Annotated in this window: 16 protein-coding genes; 3 read left to right on the top strand and 13 right to left on the bottom strand. The window is 53.7% G+C overall.

From position 1 onward, the window contains the following. Positions 1-363: 363 nt before the first annotated feature. The 4 genes from hemG to pepQ are packed head-to-tail and all read right to left on the bottom strand — an operon-like array spanning position 364 to position 4330. Positions 364-900 carry a menaquinone-dependent protoporphyrinogen IX dehydrogenase gene (gene hemG / locus BTJ39_RS18275; protein ID WP_078004127.1) on the bottom strand — a complete coding sequence of 179 codons (537 nt, stop codon included), beginning with the start codon at positions 898-900 and terminating at the stop codon, positions 364-366. 15 nt (positions 901-915) lie between these two features. Next, positions 916-2367, bottom strand: coding sequence for a Trk system potassium transporter TrkH (gene trkH / locus BTJ39_RS18270; RefSeq protein ID WP_078004114.1), 1452 nt, complete (start codon positions 2365-2367; stop codon positions 916-918). Between the two features lie 17 nt (positions 2368-2384). Continuing rightward, positions 2385-2996 carry an IMPACT family protein gene (locus BTJ39_RS18265; protein ID WP_078004113.1) on the bottom strand — a complete coding sequence of 204 codons (612 nt, stop codon included), beginning with the start codon at positions 2994-2996 and terminating at the stop codon, positions 2385-2387. Next, positions 2996-4330, bottom strand: a complete 1335-nt coding sequence (gene pepQ / locus BTJ39_RS18260; RefSeq protein ID WP_078004112.1) for a Xaa-Pro dipeptidase — start codon at positions 4328-4330, stop codon at positions 2996-2998. The genes BTJ39_RS18265 and pepQ overlap by 1 nt, the downstream gene beginning before the upstream one ends. Before the next feature lie 181 nt (positions 4331-4511). On the opposite strand from pepQ, the gene fadB reads away from it, so the two are divergent. Next, positions 4512-6698, top strand: a complete 2187-nt coding sequence (gene fadB, locus BTJ39_RS18255) for a fatty acid oxidation complex subunit alpha FadB (protein ID WP_078004111.1) — start codon at positions 4512-4514, stop codon at positions 6696-6698. Positions 6699-6708: 10 nt separating this feature from the next. After that, the gene (gene fadA / locus BTJ39_RS18250; protein ID WP_078004110.1) at positions 6709-7872 is read left to right on the top strand and encodes an acetyl-CoA C-acyltransferase FadA; all 1164 of its coding nucleotides are present in this window, start codon (positions 6709-6711) and stop codon (positions 7870-7872) included. Between the two features lie 84 nt (positions 7873-7956). On the opposite strand, the gene fre is transcribed toward fadA, so the two are convergent. Next, the gene (gene fre, locus BTJ39_RS18245; protein WP_078004109.1) at positions 7957-8658 is read right to left on the bottom strand and encodes an NAD(P)H-flavin reductase; all 702 of its coding nucleotides are present in this window, start codon (positions 8656-8658) and stop codon (positions 7957-7959) included. 23 nt (positions 8659-8681) lie between these two features. Further along, entirely contained in the window at positions 8682-10181 is a 1500-nt protein-coding gene (gene ubiD / locus BTJ39_RS18240; protein WP_078004126.1) for a 4-hydroxy-3-polyprenylbenzoate decarboxylase, read from the bottom strand. 213 nt (positions 10182-10394) lie between these two features. Between ubiD and rfaH the strand changes: the two genes are divergently transcribed. Next, positions 10395-10889: a transcription/translation regulatory transformer protein RfaH gene (rfaH, locus tag BTJ39_RS18235; protein ID WP_078004108.1), complete on the top strand. Its 495-nt coding sequence runs from the start codon at positions 10395-10397 to the stop codon at positions 10887-10889. Positions 10890-10957: 68 nt separating this feature from the next. Here the strand turns inward: rfaH and hemB are convergent, their stop codons facing one another. The 7 genes from hemB to ubiJ form a co-directional block, all read right to left on the bottom strand. Beyond that, complete coding sequence (hemB, locus tag BTJ39_RS18230; protein WP_078004107.1) at positions 10958-11983, bottom strand: porphobilinogen synthase; 1026 nt, start codon at positions 11981-11983, stop codon at positions 10958-10960. 35 nt (positions 11984-12018) lie between these two features. Next, positions 12019-12798, bottom strand: a complete 780-nt coding sequence (gene tatD / locus BTJ39_RS18225) for a 3'-5' ssDNA/RNA exonuclease TatD (RefSeq protein ID WP_078004125.1) — start codon at positions 12796-12798, stop codon at positions 12019-12021. 89 nt (positions 12799-12887) lie between these two features. After that, positions 12888-13643 carry a Sec-independent protein translocase subunit TatC gene (gene tatC / locus BTJ39_RS18220; protein ID WP_078004106.1) on the bottom strand — a complete coding sequence of 252 codons (756 nt, stop codon included), beginning with the start codon at positions 13641-13643 and terminating at the stop codon, positions 12888-12890. Positions 13644-13645: 2 nt separating this feature from the next. Next, entirely contained in the window at positions 13646-14170 is a 525-nt protein-coding gene (tatB, locus tag BTJ39_RS18215; protein ID WP_078004105.1) for a Sec-independent protein translocase protein TatB, read from the bottom strand. A gap of 3 nt (positions 14171-14173) precedes the next feature. Beyond that, positions 14174-14431 carry a twin-arginine translocase subunit TatE gene (gene tatE / locus BTJ39_RS18210; protein WP_078004104.1) on the bottom strand — a complete coding sequence of 86 codons (258 nt, stop codon included), beginning with the start codon at positions 14429-14431 and terminating at the stop codon, positions 14174-14176. Positions 14432-14548: 117 nt separating this feature from the next. Further along, positions 14549-16186: a ubiquinone biosynthesis regulatory protein kinase UbiB gene (gene ubiB, locus BTJ39_RS18205; RefSeq protein ID WP_078004103.1), complete on the bottom strand. Its 1638-nt coding sequence runs from the start codon at positions 16184-16186 to the stop codon at positions 14549-14551. Next, on the bottom strand, positions 16183-16788 hold the full coding sequence (gene ubiJ, locus BTJ39_RS18200; RefSeq protein WP_078004102.1) for a ubiquinone biosynthesis protein UbiJ: 606 nt from the start codon (positions 16786-16788) through the stop codon (positions 16183-16185). The genes ubiB and ubiJ overlap by 4 nt, the downstream gene beginning before the upstream one ends. Positions 16789-16792 lie beyond the last annotated feature (4 nt).

Raw genomic sequence — 16792 nt, 5'->3', positions numbered from 1 at the left:
TAATTAAAACCTGACGGTTACGTAATGAATTTACGTGTTCACTCTTCAAGACTTGATACATCAAATAGTTTTGCGATATCAATCCTGCGAGTGCCCACACAGATTGTCTGATAAATTGTTAAAGAGCAGTGCCACTTTATCTCGTGGCGCGGGCTGCGTATATTACGCTTTGCCGCTGAAGAGTCAAGGATTTTTTCCTTTCCTCCGCCAGGATTCTGAATCGCTTCATCGTCCTGCTGACCCCGTCCGCGTTGCCGCTGTGCCGTGTCAGTGGAGGCGCATTATAGGCGCTTCAGATGCGCTGACAAGCGTTATTTGCAAAAAAAAATCTGACCGTATCAATTTTCACCAGCATGTTTATTTTCAGTGCGTTTTACCGGGTAATGCCGAAAAATCCTGCGCAAAGCGCCTTACCTGCTGCCAGTCTGTATATTCCACTTCTTTACTGGCATTAGTTTCCCCACCGGTCATGCGCATAATAAATTGGATCATGATACGGTCAAACCAGCTATAGCGGGGGTAGCGTAATGCACCGGCAAAGACTGCGCAGCAGTCAGGCTCCCAGGGCGTGCTAAGCAGGAACTTACGGGTATAAGCATTGGTTTGCGGGGTCCGCTTCTCCGGCTTGCGCGCCGTCAGATTGACGGAGAAAAAGCCGCTAACGCGTTCACGTAAGGCCGGCAAATTAGCCGCAACAAATTTAGCCAACGCCGGATGAAAATGGCCGTAACGGATAGAGGCGCCAATCAGCACCCGATCATAATTTTCCCAGTCAACGTGGCCGGCGTGCAAGATATTCACGACATCGCAGTGCTGGATATGCTTAATTTCCGAAGCGATTGCCGCAGATATCTCACGGGTTTGCCCATCCCGACTGGAAAATATAATTAGTGTTTTCAATATCATTACTCCCTGTCATTCACGCCAGAAGGTAGGGGTAAACAGCACCAGCAGCGTGAAAACCTCCAGTCGTCCAAACAGCATGGTTAAAATAAGGATCCATTTTGCAACATCATTCATTGAGGTGAAATTATCCGCGACGACCCCGAGTCCGGGCCCCAGATTATTCAGCGTAGCGGCTACAGCGGCAAATGCTGAGAAATCATCCACGCCAGTCGCAATAATAGCCAGCATGCTCAGGATAAACACCAGCGCATAAGCGGAGAAAAACCCCCAGACCGCTTCGAGAATCCGCTCTCCCAGCGCGCGATTTCCCAGTTTAATGGTGTATACCGCATTAGGATGAACCAATCGCTTCAGCTCACGATAGCCCTGCTTAAATAACAGTAGAATACGAATGACTTTCAAGCCGCCGCCGGTTGAACCGGCGCAGCCGCCAATAAAAGCCGAACACAGCAGTAACACCGGCAAAAACAGCGGCCAGCGAGCAATACTATCGGTAGTAAAGCCCGCGGTGGTGGCCATTGAGACAACCTGAAAAAAAGCCTGATTAAGCGTCTGACCAAGGCTGGCATAAACGTTATGGAAATAAAGCACCAGCGTACACACCACCACCAGCGTCAACTGCACGCCAATAAACATACGAAATTCAGGGTCGCGCCAATAGACTCTCAGGCTGCGCCCGCTCAGCAAGGCAAAATGAAGCCCGTAATTACAGCCTGAAATCAGTAAAAAGATGGCAATGATGGTATTGATCGTAGGGCTATGGAAATAGCCAATGCTGGCATCATGGGTAGAAAAGCCCCCAATCGCAATGGTGGAAAAGCTGTGGCTTATCGCATCAAACAGCGGCATTCCCGCCAGCCAGAGGGAAATCGCGCAGGCAACGGTAAGAAGAACATAGATAAGCCACAGTGTTTTCGCCGTTTCAGCGATACGCGGTCGCATTTTGTTATCTTTCAACGGCCCAGGCATTTCTGCACGATACAGCTGCATGCCCCCTACGCCGAGAATGGGCAGAATGGCCACTGCCAGCACGATGATTCCCATACCGCCAAACCACTGCAACATCTGGCGATAAAACAAAATAGCTTTAGGTAGCGAATCCAGCCCGACTAACGTTGTTGCGCCAGTCGTGGTTAATCCGGAAAAAGATTCGAAAAAAGCATCGGTGATTGAAAGGTTCGGATGTTCAGAAAAAATAAAGGGCATCGCCCCCACGCTGCCAAGCACCGTCCAGAACAAAACAACAATTAAAAATCCCTCGCGGGATTTCAGCTCGCTGCGCTGTTTACGGTTGGGCCACCACAATAGCAGGCCAATCGCCAGGGCCATAAAAAAAGTCTGGGTAAATGCTCGCCCGGCACCATCACGATAAATAAGCGCCACCAATCCCGGTACGATCATGGTTCCAGAAAAAAGAATCACCAGCAGACCCACGATACGGGTGATGGCACGAAAATGCATGAGAGTTCCTTAACTCATTAATCTAACGGCTCAAGGCTGAGCGCACCACGGCTGAGATCGGTCAAACGCGATTGAAAGCCATCGACCTGGCTGTAGGGCAGCGCCAGCCGCAGTGTAACCTGCTCGGTAAAATCCGAGCTGACCAGCGTGCCGGAAGCCCACTGAATTAATCTTTCAATATCAGCCAGCTGTGAATAGTCACAGCACAAACGAAAGGACAGCATCGGCACTTTGAGCTGGCGTTGAAGCAGCTTTAACGCTTGCTGAACACCGTTGCCATAGGCCTTCACCAGGCCACCCGTTCCTAACTGTATCCCGCCATAATAGCGTATGACGACGGCGGTAATTTCACCCACGCCGCTGCCCATCAGCTGGGCCAGCATAGGCTTGCCCGCAGTGCCTGAAGGCTCACCGTCATCTGAAAAACCTAACTGCTGTGAATCCGTCGGCGCGCCAGCAACCCATGCCCAGCAATGATGACGGGCATCAGGATGCTGCTGACGAATGAGCTGGACAAAATTGCGCGCCGCATCTACCCCTTCAGTATGCTGCAGTAACGTAATAAAGCGGCTCTTTTTTATCTCCTCGCTGAAGCTGGCTGCCTCAGCGGGAATATCATAGGCATCCATCAATTCAGGTTAAGATCGCGGGTCATATTTTCAATACGATTGTTATCGTGGAACACCACGTTATCTTCAATGCGGATACCGCCATAAGCTTTAAACGCCTCAATGCGCGACCAGTTGAAATGCTGGCTGAAACGACTTTCACGCCAGGGGGCGAGCAAAGAGTCGATAAAATAAATCCCGGGTTCGATAGTCAGCACCATGCCGGGCTCAAGCATGCGGGTACAGCGCAGAAAGGGATACTGCTGCGGTGCGGCCATGTGCGTTCCGCTATCATCCTGCATAAAACCGGCGACATCATGCACCTGCAATCCGAGCGGATGGCCAAGTCCGTGCGGCATAAACGGCCCGGTAATATCTTCCGCCACCAGAGCCTCTTCGCTCAGTCCTTTCAGCAGATCGTGCTTTATCAGCAGCCTGGCGATACGTTGATGCATTTGCAAATGATAATCGCTATAACGCCCCCCGATGTTCAGATCGGCAATCAATGCCTGCTGTTCGCGATCCATATCCGCCAGCAGCGCGGCAAACTCGCTGTCAGGTTGTGCGGCGTAGCTACGCGTAATGTCTGCTGCGTAACCGTTATATTCGGCGCCAGCATCCAGCAGAAAACTATGTAGCTGCGGCGGCGCCTGCTGTTCAAGCTGGGTGTAATGCAGCACGGCGGCATGCTCATTTAACGCCACGATATTACCGTAGGGCACATCAATATCACGATGTCCTGTGGCACTGAGATAGGCAACGTTAATATCGAACTCGCTCAATTCGGCTAGAAAAGCGTCTTTCGCAGCACGATGCCCCAGCACGGCAATTTTCTGCGCCTGACGCATGCAGGCAAGTTCATAGTTCGTTTTATAGGCACGATAATAGTGAAGATAATTAATCAGCCCCTGCGGATTAATATTATCGGCGCTAAACCCCAGCTGGGAGGCGCGCTGAACGGCCGGGCCGATATAGGCAACATTTTCGCGCTGAGCCGGCAGTAGCCGGGCGATATCATCAGCATTACGCAATACCACGATATCGATTTCATCACTCCAGAAACTTTGCGGCAGCGGCTTGACGTTATGCCAGTAATCAACCGGCGAATAAAACCATAGCTTCGGCTTATTAACGCCATCAACCCATAACCAGCAGTTAGCCACGTCCGTTACCGGAACCCAGTGCTTAAACTGCGGATTTACTTTGAATGGGTAGTCATGATCGTCGAGAAAAACCGTTAGCAGTTCGCCAGAATGAATCAACATTGCATCCAGTTTCATTCGCGCCAGTGCCTGCTGCGCTCTGCCCTGTAAAATTTTCAGATGCTCCTGATACAGCGCAACCAGTGAATCCATCCCACACCTCCCGTTCTGTCATTTGCCAGCATCTTACCATAGCAGGCCAAACAATGGCTTTACCCAGCCGTTGTGATCGTGACAGCAATTTCCACATGTTTGTTTGCATTTTTTTAACATCGATCTCACACTCAATCTAACTGGTAAGACCAGATACTTTCTGTAGCTTCAGGAGAACACCATGCTCTATCAAAGCGACACCCTCTCTCTGGAATGGATTGATGAGGGCATTGCGGAGTTAGTCTTTAACGCTCCCGGTTCGGTTAATAAGCTGGACACCCAAACCGTGAGCTGCCTGCACGAAGCAGTTAAGGTGCTTGAAAAGCAGACTCAGCTAAAAGGGGTATTGCTCAGCTCGCGCAAAGCGGCGTTTATTGTTGGCGCCGATATTACTGAGTTTCTCGCGCTGTTTGATGCGCCAGCCGAAAAGCTGACGCAATGGCTGGTTTACGCCAACGACATCTTTTCGCGTCTGGAAGATTTACCCGTGCCGACTATCTCGGCGATTAACGGCTACGCGCTCGGCGGCGGCTGCGAATGTATTCTTGCCACCGATTTCCGGCTGGCTACGCAGGATGCACGCATTGGCCTGCCGGAAACAAAGCTTGGGATCATGCCTGGTTTTGGCGGTTCGGTCCGTCTGCCGCGCCTGCTGGGCGCTGACAGCGCGCTGGAAATCATCGCCGCCGGCAAAGACGTTGCCGCAGATGAAGCGCTCAGACTTGGGCTGGTCGACGCGGTCGTCACCACGGATAACCTGCGCGACGCCGCGTTGAAAATGCTGAAAGCTGCCGTTAGCGGTGAACTTGACTGGCAGGCCCGCCGGGCGCCGAAGCTGGCGCCGCTGCGTCTCAGTAAAGTTGAGGCAGCGATGAGTTTTACCATGGCGAAAGGGCTGGTGATGCAAACGGCGGGCAAACATTATCCGGCGCCAGTCAAAGCGGTTGAGACCATAGAAGCGGCGGCGCGCCTTGGCCGCGATGAAGCGCTGAAGCTGGAAACTGAAAGCTTCGTGGCGCTGGCACGTAGCAACCAGGCGCGCGCTTTGGTGGGTATTTTCCTTAACGATCAATATGTAAAGGGCAAAGCGAAAAAGCTAACCCAGGATGTCGCCCTGCCCCGCCAGGCCGCGGTACTGGGCGCCGGCATCATGGGCGGCGGCATTGCCTGGCAGTCGGCGTGGAAAGGCGTCCCGGTGCTGATGAAAGATATCAATCCGGAGGCGCTGACGTTGGGCAGCAACGAAGTGGCAAAGCTGCTCAACAAGCAGCTTGAGCGCGGGAAAATTGATGGTCTTAAGCTGGCAAAAATCATGGGGGATATTCGACCAACCCTGAGCTACAGCGAGTTTGAGCGGGCGGATATCGTAGTGGAAGCGGTGGTTGAAAACCCGACGGTAAAAATGAAGGTACTGGCTGAAACAGAAGATAACCTGCCGCAGGATGCGATTCTTGCTTCCAATACCTCAACGATACCGATCAGCCAGCTAGCGCAGGCGCTGAAGCGTCCGGCGCAGTTCTGCGGGATGCATTTTTTCAACCCGGTGCCACGTATGCCACTGGTTGAGGTTATCCGCGGTGAGAAAACGGCTGACAGCACCATCGCTAAAGTGGTTGCCTGGGCCAGCAAAATGGGAAAAACGCCGATCGTGGTTAATGACTGCCCGGGGTTCTTTGTTAACCGCGTACTGTTCCCTTACTTCGCGGCGTTCAGCCTGCTACTGCGTGACGGGGCAGACTTCCGTCAGATAGATAAGGTAATGGAAAGGCAGTTTGGCTGGCCAATGGGCCCGGCACGCCTGCTGGATGTAGTCGGCATTGATACCGCACATCATGCCCAGCAGGTTATGGCGCAGGGCTTTCCTCAGCGCATGCAAAAAGATTATCGCGATGCTATTGACGTCTTGTTTGACGCCAAGCGTTACGGTCAGAAAAATCAGCGCGGTTTCTATCTTTGGGAAACCGATAAAAAGGGTAAACAGCAAAAGCTAAGCGACCCTGCGGTCGACGACCTGCTGGAAAGCGTCTGCCAGCCACGGCGGGTATTCACCGATGAAGAGATAATCAGCCGCATGATGATACCCATGCTTAATGAGGTTATTCGCTGTCTGGAAGAGAAGATTATCGCCAGCCCGGCGGAAGCGGATATGGCGCTGGTCTACGGACTGGGCTTCCCGCCATTCCACGGCGGCGCATTCCGCTACCTGGACTCTCTTGGCGGTGAAAAAGCGCTGGCGCTGACAGAGCATTTCGCCGGGTTAGGACCGCTCTACCAGGCGCCTGAAGCGCTACGTGAAAAAGCCCGTAATGCCAGCCAGTGGTATCCACGGCCTGCGGCTATTCACGACGACATGTTAAAAACGGCCTGAGGAAAACAGCATGGAAAAGGTAGTAATCGTTGACGCTATCCGCACCCCGATGGGCCGTTCAAAGGGAGGCGCCTTTCGCCAGGTACGCGCAGAAGATCTTTCCGCCCACCTGATGCGTTCGTTGCTAAGCCGCAACCCGCAGCTTGAGGCGGCAGAACTTGATGATATTTATTGGGGCTGCGTACAGCAAACCCTCGAACAAGGATTTAACGTAGCGCGCAACGCCGCCTTGCTGGCGGAGATACCGCACCGCGTTCCGGCAACCACCGTCAACCGGCTCTGTGGTTCATCGATGCAGGCACTGCATGATGCGGCCAGGGCAATTATGGTTGGCGATGCTCGCCAGTGCCTGATCGGCGGCGTTGAACATATGGGACATGTGCCGATGAATCACGGGGTGGATTTCCACCCTGGCCTTAGCCGCACCGTCGCAAAAGCTGCCGGAATGATGGGGCTGACCGCTGAAATGCTCGCCCGGATGCATGGCATCAGCCGCGAGATGCAAGACAGCTTTGCCGCGCGTTCACATCAGCGCGCCTGGGCCGCAACCCAGGCCGGACATTTTGCCGCAGAAATCATACCAACCAGCGGCCATGACGCCGAAGGTGTGCTGGTGCGCTATGCCAGCGACGAAGTCATCCGCCCGGAGACCAGCGCAGAAAGCCTCGCTGCTCTTAAGCCGGCATTCGACCCGGTCAACGGTACGGTAACCGCAGGAAGCTCTTCCGCGCTCTCCGACGGCGCAGCGGCGATGCTGATAATGGGCGAGCAGCGTGCCGAAGAGCTGGGACTAAAAGCACGCGCGCGCATCCGGGCAATGGCCGTCGTCGGCTGCGATCCCTCAATCATGGGCTATGGTCCGGTACCGGCGACGCAGCTTGCCTTAAAGCGCGCCGGTCTGAACCTGAGTGACATCGGGCTTTTTGAACTCAATGAGGCGTTCGCCGCTCAGGCTCTACCCTGTATTAAAGATCTTGGGTTGATGGCGCAGTTGGACGAGAAGGTCAACCTGAATGGCGGTGCGATCGCGCTCGGCCACCCACTTGGCTGCTCCGGCGCGCGCATCAGCACCACCCTGCTCAACCTGATGGAACGTCGGGATGTGCAGTTTGGCGTGGCGGCTATGTGTATTGGGCTCGGTCAGGGCATCGCAACGGTGTTCGAACGCGTGTGATCGGCCAGTAAGACAGAATACGTTGAAGTGGCTGTATGATTGCTGATGATTTCCGCCGGGGTTTACCCGGCGGCTTTTTTTACATCAGATAAAGGCAAACGCATCGCCATACATCGTCGCCTCTTCAGCGCCGCGTTCGGCACAAAAGCGTTCACGGGCGATTTTTGCCATCTCGAAGCGACCAGCAATGTAGATATCATGACCAGCCAGTGAGGGATAATCCTGCATTACCGCCGTCAGGACGGTACCATGACGCCCCTGCCAGCCGTCTTCCGGCTGCTCGACAACCGGCACCACGTTGAGATTGGCATGGCGCACGGCTAGCGCATTAAGCTCTTCAAGATCATAGAGATGCTTCAGCTCGCGGCCGCCCCAGTAAAGCGCAATATTACGGTTGGGCTGCTGCGCCAGCGCGGTCAGAAGAATGGAGCGTGCATAGGAAAAGCCGGTGCCGCCGGCAATCAGGATAAGCGGTCGATCGCTTTCCTCGCGCAGCCAGGCATCGCCATGAGGAATATCGACCGTAATTTCACGATCCTCTTTGATACGATCCATTACCGCCATGGCGTAAAGATTGAGCTCAGAGGCGCCAATATGCAGCTCGATAATATCTTTTTCCATCGGCGTCGACGCCAGCGAGAAAGGACGTTTGTCCCGCTCATCCATCACCACCATCAGATACTGGCCAGCATGAAAGCTAAAATCTGCGGCGGGTACCAGGCGCACCCGGTAAACGGTATCCGTAATCGCCTCAACGGAGGTTACTTTACAGCTCAATATTGTCATGCGTTCGCTCTGCAGGGTGGTAATTAAATCAGTTTATCCGTTTTCGCGGCGGGCGTATCCATAATCGCCAGTTCGTCCCAGATAGCATCAATACGCGCGGTAACGTCAGGATCTTTGCGGATTGGTCGTCCCCATTCACGCGTCGTTTCGCCCGGCCACTTATTGGTCGCATCCATGCCCATTTTGGAACCTAAACCGGAAACCGGCGAGGCAAAATCCAGATAATCAATTGGCGTGTTTTCCACCAAAACCGTATCGCGCGCCGGATCCATGCGGGTTGTAATTGCCCAGATGACATCGTTCCAGTCGCGGGCGTTGACGTCATCGTCGCAGACAATAACGAACTTAGTGTACATAAACTGCCGCAGGAACGACCAGACGCCCATCATTACGCGTTTTGCATGGCCGGCATACTGTTTTTTCATGGTAACGACCGCCAGCCGGTACGAGCAGCCTTCAGGCGGTAAGTAAAAATCGACAATTTCCGGAAACTGCTTTTGCAAAATCGGGACAAAAACTTCATTCAGCGCCACCCCCAAAACAGCAGGTTCGTCCGGCGGGCGACCGGTGTAAGTTGAATGATAAATAGCATCGCTGCGCTGGGTAATGTGGGTAACGGTAAAGACGGGAAAGTTGTCTACTTCATTATAGTAGCCAGTGTGGTCGCCATAAGGGCCTTCCGCCGCCGTCTCGCCGGGTTCGATGTATCCTTCAAGTACGATTTCAGCGCTGGCCGGAACCTCAAGCTCACTGGAAATACATTTGACCACTTCGGTTTTTGTCCCGCGCAGCAGTCCGGCAAAAGCATATTCAGAAAGCGTATCCGGTACCGGCGTTACCGCGCCGAGGATGGTTGCCGGATCGGCCCCCAGCGCAACGGCTACCGGAAAACGTTCGCCGGGATGCTGCTGGCACCATTCCTGAAAGTCCAACGCGCCGCCGCGATGGGACAACCAGCGCATGATCAGCTTATTCTTGCCGATAACCTGCTGACGATATATTCCCAAATTCTGACGCTCTTTAGCCGGTCCGCGCGTAACGGTTAGTCCCCAGGTGATCAGCGGCGCAGCGTCATCCGGCCAGCACTGCATTACCGGAATACGCTGCAGATCGACATCATCCCCTTGCCATACTTGCTGCTGGCAAGGCGCGCTGCGCAGCCGCCTGGTTGGCATATTCAGTACCTGTTTCCACTGCGGAATTTTATCGAAAAAATCACGGAAACCGCGCGGTGGCTCCGGCTCTTTCAGAAAAGCCAGCAGCCTGCCGACGTCACGTAACGCGCTGACATCTTCCTGTCCCATACCAAGCGCAACGCGTCCGGGCGTGCCAAATAAATTGCACAGCACCGGCATGTTGTATCCTTTCGGGTTCTCAAACAACAGGGCCGGGCCACCGGCGCGCAGAGTACGATCGGCAATCTCAGTCATTTCGAGGTAGGGATCGACAGACTGTTTTACTCTTTTCAGCTCCCCGCGCTGCTCAAGCAGGGCAATAAAATCGCGTAAGTCGTGGTATTTCATGACTTCTCTTTTAACCATCAGTGGAGCGATCATTATAGGGGCCAATTTCCTGTCGCGATACCTTAGCCGCAGTTAACGGCTCAATCAGACAACATGCGCCTTTGCAAGCCGCCGTCTGAGCCGCCGCTCAGTGGCAGTTGCCAGCTGGCCCGGCTATAACTATCATTGCGAGTTTGCTATTCTTAGCTGCCCGACAGGTGGAAAGCGACATATATGGAATCCTGGTATCTTCTGTACTGCAAACGTGGTCAGCTTATGCGCGCTAAAGAACATCTTGAGCGCCAGGCGGTGAATTGCCTTAGCCCAATGATTGCTATGGACAAGCTGGTGCGGGGAAAGCGCACCCAGGTTAACGAACCGCTGTTTCCTAACTACCTGTTTATTGAATTCGATCCGGAAACCATTCATACCACAACCATCAGCGCCACCCGCGGCGTCAGCCATTTTGTTCGCTTTGGCAACCATCCTGCCACCGTGCCGCTGGACGTTATTAAGGCATTACAAAACGACGCGCCCAAAACCGGCGTCGACCCTGCACTGCCACAGCCGGGTGATGAGGTGATTATTACCGCGGGCGCGTTTGAAGGACTGCGCGCTATTTTTACCGAACCGGAAGGTGAAGCACGATCGATGCTGCTGCTTAACCTGCTCAATAAGCAAGTCACGCGCAGCATGGAAAACAATCAGTTTCAGAAGGTGGAGCGCTAATAGCGCTGCGCCATGAGCAACCGAACGGTCAGTTTCAGAAAGCGGGCCGGCGATCCGGCCCGGTATGCTTAACGCGGCTGCATCCTTTCATCATGGAGCCACTGCGCTACGCGTTTGGAAAAATAGGTAAGAATGCCGTTTGCGCCAGCGCGTTTAAAGCAGAGTAGCGACTCCATTACCGCTGGCTTTTCCGCCAGCCAACCGTTCTGAATGGCCGCCATGTGCATGGCATACTCGCCGGATACCTGATACGCAAAAGTCGGCACGCCAAAGGTATCTTTAACCCGACGGATAACGTCCAGATAAGGCATTCCCGGCTTAACCATAACCATGTCAGCCCCTTCCTGCAGATCCTGAGCAATTTCCTGCAAAGCTTCATCGCTGTTGGCCGGGTCCATCTGATAGGTCATTTTATGGCCGCCTTTCAGATTGCCCGCCGAGCCGATGGCATCGCGAAACGGGCCGTAGTAGCAGGATGCATATTTTGCCGAATAGGCCATGATCTGGGTATTCACCTGCTGTTGCGACTCCAGTCGTTCACGAATAGCCGCAATACGTCCATCCATCATATCGCTTGGCGCAACGATCTCGGCGCCCGCCTCGGCATGAGACAGCGCCTGGCGCACCAGAATTTCTTTCGTGATGTCATTGATGACGTAGCCATGTTCATCAATTACGCCATCCTGACCGTGGGTCGTATAGGGATCGAGCGCAACGTCGGTGAGCAGCCCCAACTCCGGCACTCTGTCTTTTAACGCGCGCACGCTGCGCTGCACCAGTCCATCAGGATTAAAAGCTTCATCAGCCTGTAGCGATTTCTTATCTGACTCAATGACCGGGAACAGTGACAGAACCGGCACGCCAAGCCGGGCGACCTCCTCTGCCTCTTTTAACAACAGGTCGATGGTCATGCGATATACGCCGGGCATTGAAGGCACTTCCTGCTTCTTATTCTGCCCTTCCATCACGAACACCGGGTAGATCAGATCATTGACGCTAAGCTGGTTTTCCGCTGCGAGACGGCGGCTAAAATCATGACGGCGGATGCGACGCAGGCGACGTCCGGGAAAGATCCCTGGAAACACATAACTCATTTTCTTTTCTCCGGATTACAAAAGGCCCGGCCTTATCAAAGTTGAAAAAGTCGGCGTGTATTTTCAGCGGTTTTCTGCGCCAGCATTTCAGTCTCTTCACCACGCCAGCTGGCAACCTGCTGAACAATATGGGGCAGAAAACAGGGTTCATTACGGCGGGAAACCGGCCGTGGGCGCATATCTCTCGGCAGCAGATACGGCGCATCGGTCTCCAGCAGCAGTCTGTCCAGCGGAATGTGCGGCAACAGCGCGCGCAGCTCAAGGCCACGACGTTCGTCACACACCCAGCCGGTAATGCCGATATAAAGCCCCGCAGCAAGGCAGTCGTTCAGCTCTTCAAGGGTGCCAGTAAAACAATGAATAACCCCCCCCTTCAGCTGCGCCATTCTGGGCTTTAAGATAGCCATAAAGCGCGAGTGAGCATCGCGGCAGTGCAGAAAAACCGGGAATTGCAGTTCCGCTGCCAGCGCCAGCTGAGCGTCAAACGCATAAGCCTGCTGTTCGGGAGCAGAGATATTACGGTTAAAATCAAGCCCGCACTCGCCGATCGCCACGACCTGCGGCTGGCTGGCCAGACGGCGCAGCGTGGCTTCCGTCTCTGCTGACCACTCGCTGGCATGATGGGGATGAACGCCGGCCGTAGACCAGCAAAACCCCTCGTTTTCACCGGCCAGAACCTGTGCCTGCTGGCTCTCAAGCGCGTTGGTCCCCGTAATCAGTATGCCAGTGACGCCCGCGTCGCGAGCCCGTTTTACCACCTGGCGGCGATCCTTAGCGAACTGCGTACTGGTCAGGTTTACACCGATATCAAACATAAGCTTTCCAAACATTAACCGCCCTGGCGGGCGGTTATTTAACACATGTGGTCACCAGCTTGCAGGGACCGGCGAAAAGGTCGTCAGCGTTACAATTCCTGTTCCGGCTCTTCGTCGTCCCGACGACCTTTACCCACATAGAAGCGCGAGAAGAAAACGCCTACTTCAAACAGCAGATACATGGGTATTGCCAGTAGTGTCTGTGAAAATACGTCTGGTGGCGTCAGGAACATTCCGACAACGAAGGCGCCTACCAGCACATAAGGACGTTTTCGTTTCAGATCTTCCGGTGAGGTTATCCCGGTCCAGCACAGTAAAACAATCGCTATCGGCACCTCAAACGACACCCCAAACGCCATGAACAACGTCATGACAAAATCAAGATAGTTGCTGATATCGGTTGCGATAGTGACGCCTTGCGGCGCGGTTTTGGAAAAAAAACCAAAGGCGATGGGGAAAACCACAAAGTACGCAAACGCCACGCCGATGTAGAACAGCAGGGTGCTGGAGAACAGCAGCGGCATAATCAGCTTACGTTCATGACGATACAGCGCAGGTGCGACAAATGCCCAAACCTGATAGAGAATTATGGGTACGGCGATAAACACCGAAACAATAACCGTAAGCTTGATCGGCGTTAAAAAAGGCGACGCCACGCCGGTTGCTATCATACTTGCGCCATGCGGCATCTGACGGATAAGCGGTGAGGCAACCAAGTGGTAAATATCGTTGGAAAAATAAAGCAGGCAGAAAAATATCACTACCACCGCAATGATGCAGTTAAGTAGACGTTTACGCAGCTCAATCAGATGACTGATGAGCGGTTGGGTATCTTCAACGGCCATGTTTAACGTTCATCACTTACTTCTGAAGGAGACGAGGTACTGCGCGAAGCGGCGTTTTTTGCAGTGGCTTCAGCCTCCACCACCGGCGGCGCCATGACTTCAGGCGACTGCTGGGGAGCGCTCGCCTGATGGTCGGCTCTAGCTGGCGTCGCACCCTCGTGGAACTCCGCTGGATCTTTTACCAGCGGGTTATGAATGGTATGCGCCTGCTCGTCGAACTCTTTTTCCGGATCGTTCAGGTAGCTACGCTTAAGCGAATCTGCGGACTGTTTAAGCTCGTCCATTGACGCCTTAAGCTCAGGGGAGAGACTGTCTTTGCTCGCCTGTTCAACTTTCTTCAGGCTGTCCTGCAACTCCTGCAGCTTCAGCTCCTGCGCCAGTTCGTTCTGAACGTTTGCCGCCAGCGATCGCATCGCGCGGATCCAACCCATAACGGTTTTTACCGCAATGGGCAGTCTCTTCGGCCCCAATACGACCAGGCCAATGATAAAGACCAGTAGCAGCTCGCTGAAACCAATGTCGAACACGGTTTATACCTGCTCTTTATCTTTTTTAGTCTCGTCTTTAACTTCAGTTTCCTGCGGGTGATTGTGGGTCACTCGCGCGTTGAAATCCGCATCCTGACCTGACTTTTTCTCTGTGTCATCGTCATCATTCATCGCTTTCTTAAAGCCTTTGAGTGAAGCGCCAAGATCGGAGCCGAGGGTGCGCAGCTTTTTGGTACCAAATAGCAGGACCACGATTACCGCGACAACCAGTAAATGACCAAAACTTAAACCACCTAACATTATTTTCCCCTATGTATAAAGGATGCTCTTTATAGTATATAACAGCTCAAACCTCGCTGACGATGGCATCAACACGTTCAGAAGGGATTCATGCGGTTTTTTTACGCTTCATGACAATTATTCAATTCGACGCCAACCCACTAGCCAGGAAACGATCCCGCCGGCTATTAACAAGGCCGGGAAGACATCCCAGCCGGGCCGTTGCAGCAGTATTGCCGAGCCGCTAAGCAGCAGCGTCGCACCAATGCCAAACAGATAGCGTGACTGGTTGTGGCGCGTGCGTTCGACCCTCAGGTCGGTGGTTAATTTATCAACGCTATGTTGTAACAGCTTATGCTGCCGCAGGCTATCATAAAATAGCTCCGGTAGCTCAGGGAGCTTCTCCGCCCAGAACGGCGCCTTCTCTTTCAGAGCGCGCAGCACCGCCGGCAGGCCAATCTGATCTTTAATCCAGTCTTCAAGAAAAGGTTTGGCCGTTTTCCATAAGTCCAGCTGCGGATAAAGCTGACGTCCAACCCCTTCCACATACAGCAGGGTTTTCTGCAGCAGAACCAGCTGCGGCTGCACTTCCATATTGAAGCGGCGGGCAGTATTGAACAAGTTAAGCAGCACGTGACCAAACGAGATTTCAGCCAGCGGCTTTTCAAAAATAGGCTCGCATACGGTACGAATGGCAAATTCGAAATCTTCCACGTTGGTATCAGGCGGCACCCAGCCGGAGTCAACATGAAGCTCAGCTACCTTACGGTAATCGCGATTAAAAAAGGCGATAAAGTTCTCGGCCAGATAGCGTTTATCTTCTTTGTTCAGCGAGCCGACAATACCGCAATCAATACCGATGTATTGGGGATCCTCCGGATGCTCGTAGCTCACAAAGATATTGCCCGGATGCATATCCGCATGGAAAAAGCTGTCGCGAAACACCTGGGTAAAAAACACCTGCACGCCGCGTTCGGCGAGCAGCTTCAGGTTTACGCCGTGCTGCTCCAGCGTGACGACATCGGAGATGGGGATTCCATAAATGCGCTCCATGACGAGCATATTTTCGCTGCAGTAATCCGAGAATACTTCAGGAACATACAGCATTTTGCTGTCTTCAAAATTGCGCCGCAGCTGTATGCCGTTAGCGGCTTCGCGTAGCAAATTCAACTCATCCAACAGCGTTTTTTCATAATCGGCGACCACTTCTAGCGGCCGCAGTCGGCGACCGTCAGGTAGCAGGCGGGGCACCCAGCGCGCCAGGCGGTAAATCAACTTCATATCCGCCTTGATCACCGGGACAATATCGGGACGGATAACCTTGATCACCACTTCGCGACCGTTTTCCCGCAGCGTCGCCGTATGCACCTGGGCAATGGACGCGGATGCCAGCGGTTTCACCTCGAAATCATCGAAAAAAACGCTGACCGGCTGGCCCAGTGACAGCTCAATCTGCTGTTGCGCTTTGTGCCCGTCAAAAGGCGCAACCCGATCCTGCAGCATCGCCAGCTGGTCGGCGATATGGGGCGGAAACAGATCGCGGCGGGTAGACATCATTTGACCAAACTTTATCCAGACTGGCCCCAGCTGTTCCAGCGCCAGGCGCAGGCGTTCTCCTAGCGGCTGACCGGCATGCTTGTTCGGCATCCAGAACAAGCACTTACGCCATAAGCGCAGCGGCAGAGCAAGCCGAGTTTTGGGGATTAGCTCATCCAGACCATAGCTGAGAAACACGCTAATAATGTAATAAAGACGTCGGATTTCGCCTGGCGTCATTTCGCCTCCAGCTTGTTGAGTCGGACTTCCAGCTCTGTCAGATGGCGATCGAGAGCGTCAACTTCCTCCGCAAACCAGGCCGCTTCCAGCGCACCTGGCGCCAGCCGCCACTCTTCGGTTATCGCTTCAGATAAATAACGCTGCTTGCGTGCTGCATCCCGTTGAATGAACGCCAGATTCTTTTTTAGCATCGCCCCCACTCCGTGAGCAGCAACGTCGCCCAGCCAGGGAGCAAGGTATTCCGCCGGATCAAATTCAGCCAGATCAATAAGTGCGGAGAACTGCTGGATCACCTGCAGATCGCCATCGACTTCCAGCTCGCCGCTGCGAATCAAAGCCGACAGCTGCTGGCGATCGCGCAGCTTACTGAGTGTGGAAATGCGGGTGCGTACGCGACAGTCAGCCTGGTCTTCCCAGGCGCTGATAACATCAACCTGCTGTTCGCTGAACAGTAAAATCAGCGGATGAGAAAAGCCCTGTAGCTCAAGCGACAGGCTGCGACCGGCCAGGCGCTGACGCGCAGCTTTCAGCCCGCGATCGCGATATAAAACAGAGTTGAGCACCGTTTCCAGTCCCGCGGTCAACAGCGGCATAATTGTCATAAGC

It is taken from the genome of Izhakiella australiensis, from assembly GCF_002006995.1.
GTDB classification, from domain to species: domain Bacteria; phylum Pseudomonadota; class Gammaproteobacteria; order Enterobacterales; family Enterobacteriaceae; genus Izhakiella; species Izhakiella australiensis.
Note: the sequence above shows the minus strand (reverse complement) of the source record. Positions and strands in the feature narration are given on the sequence as shown.

Coding starts and splice junctions, on each gene's coding strand:
- trkH (WP_078004114.1), bottom strand. CDS start 2,367: ATGCATTTTCGTGCCATCACCCGTATCGTGGGTCTGCTGGTGATTCTT.
- BTJ39_RS18265 (WP_078004113.1), bottom strand. CDS start 2,996: ATGGATGCCTATGATATTCCCGCTGAGGCAGCCAGCTTCAGCGAGGAG.
- pepQ (WP_078004112.1), bottom strand. CDS start 4,330: ATGGATTCACTGGTTGCGCTGTATCAGGAGCATCTGAAAATTTTACAG.
- fadB (WP_078004111.1), top strand. CDS start 4,512: ATGCTCTATCAAAGCGACACCCTCTCTCTGGAATGGATTGATGAGGGC.
- fadA (WP_078004110.1), top strand. CDS start 6,709: ATGGAAAAGGTAGTAATCGTTGACGCTATCCGCACCCCGATGGGCCGT.
- fre (WP_078004109.1), bottom strand. CDS start 8,658: ATGACAATATTGAGCTGTAAAGTAACCTCCGTTGAGGCGATTACGGAT.
- ubiD (WP_078004126.1), bottom strand. CDS start 10,181: ATGAAATACCACGACTTACGCGATTTTATTGCCCTGCTTGAGCAGCGC.
- rfaH (WP_078004108.1), top strand. CDS start 10,395: ATGGAATCCTGGTATCTTCTGTACTGCAAACGTGGTCAGCTTATGCGC.
- hemB (WP_078004107.1), bottom strand. CDS start 11,983: ATGAGTTATGTGTTTCCAGGGATCTTTCCCGGACGTCGCCTGCGTCGC.
- tatD (WP_078004125.1), bottom strand. CDS start 12,798: ATGTTTGATATCGGTGTAAACCTGACCAGTACGCAGTTCGCTAAGGAT.
- tatC (WP_078004106.1), bottom strand. CDS start 13,643: ATGGCCGTTGAAGATACCCAACCGCTCATCAGTCATCTGATTGAGCTG.
- tatE (WP_078004104.1), bottom strand. CDS start 14,431: ATGTTAGGTGGTTTAAGTTTTGGTCATTTACTGGTTGTCGCGGTAATC.
- ubiB (WP_078004103.1), bottom strand. CDS start 16,186: ATGACGCCAGGCGAAATCCGACGTCTTTATTACATTATTAGCGTGTTT.
- ubiJ (WP_078004102.1), bottom strand. CDS start 16,788: ATGACAATTATGCCGCTGTTGACCGCGGGACTGGAAACGGTGCTCAAC.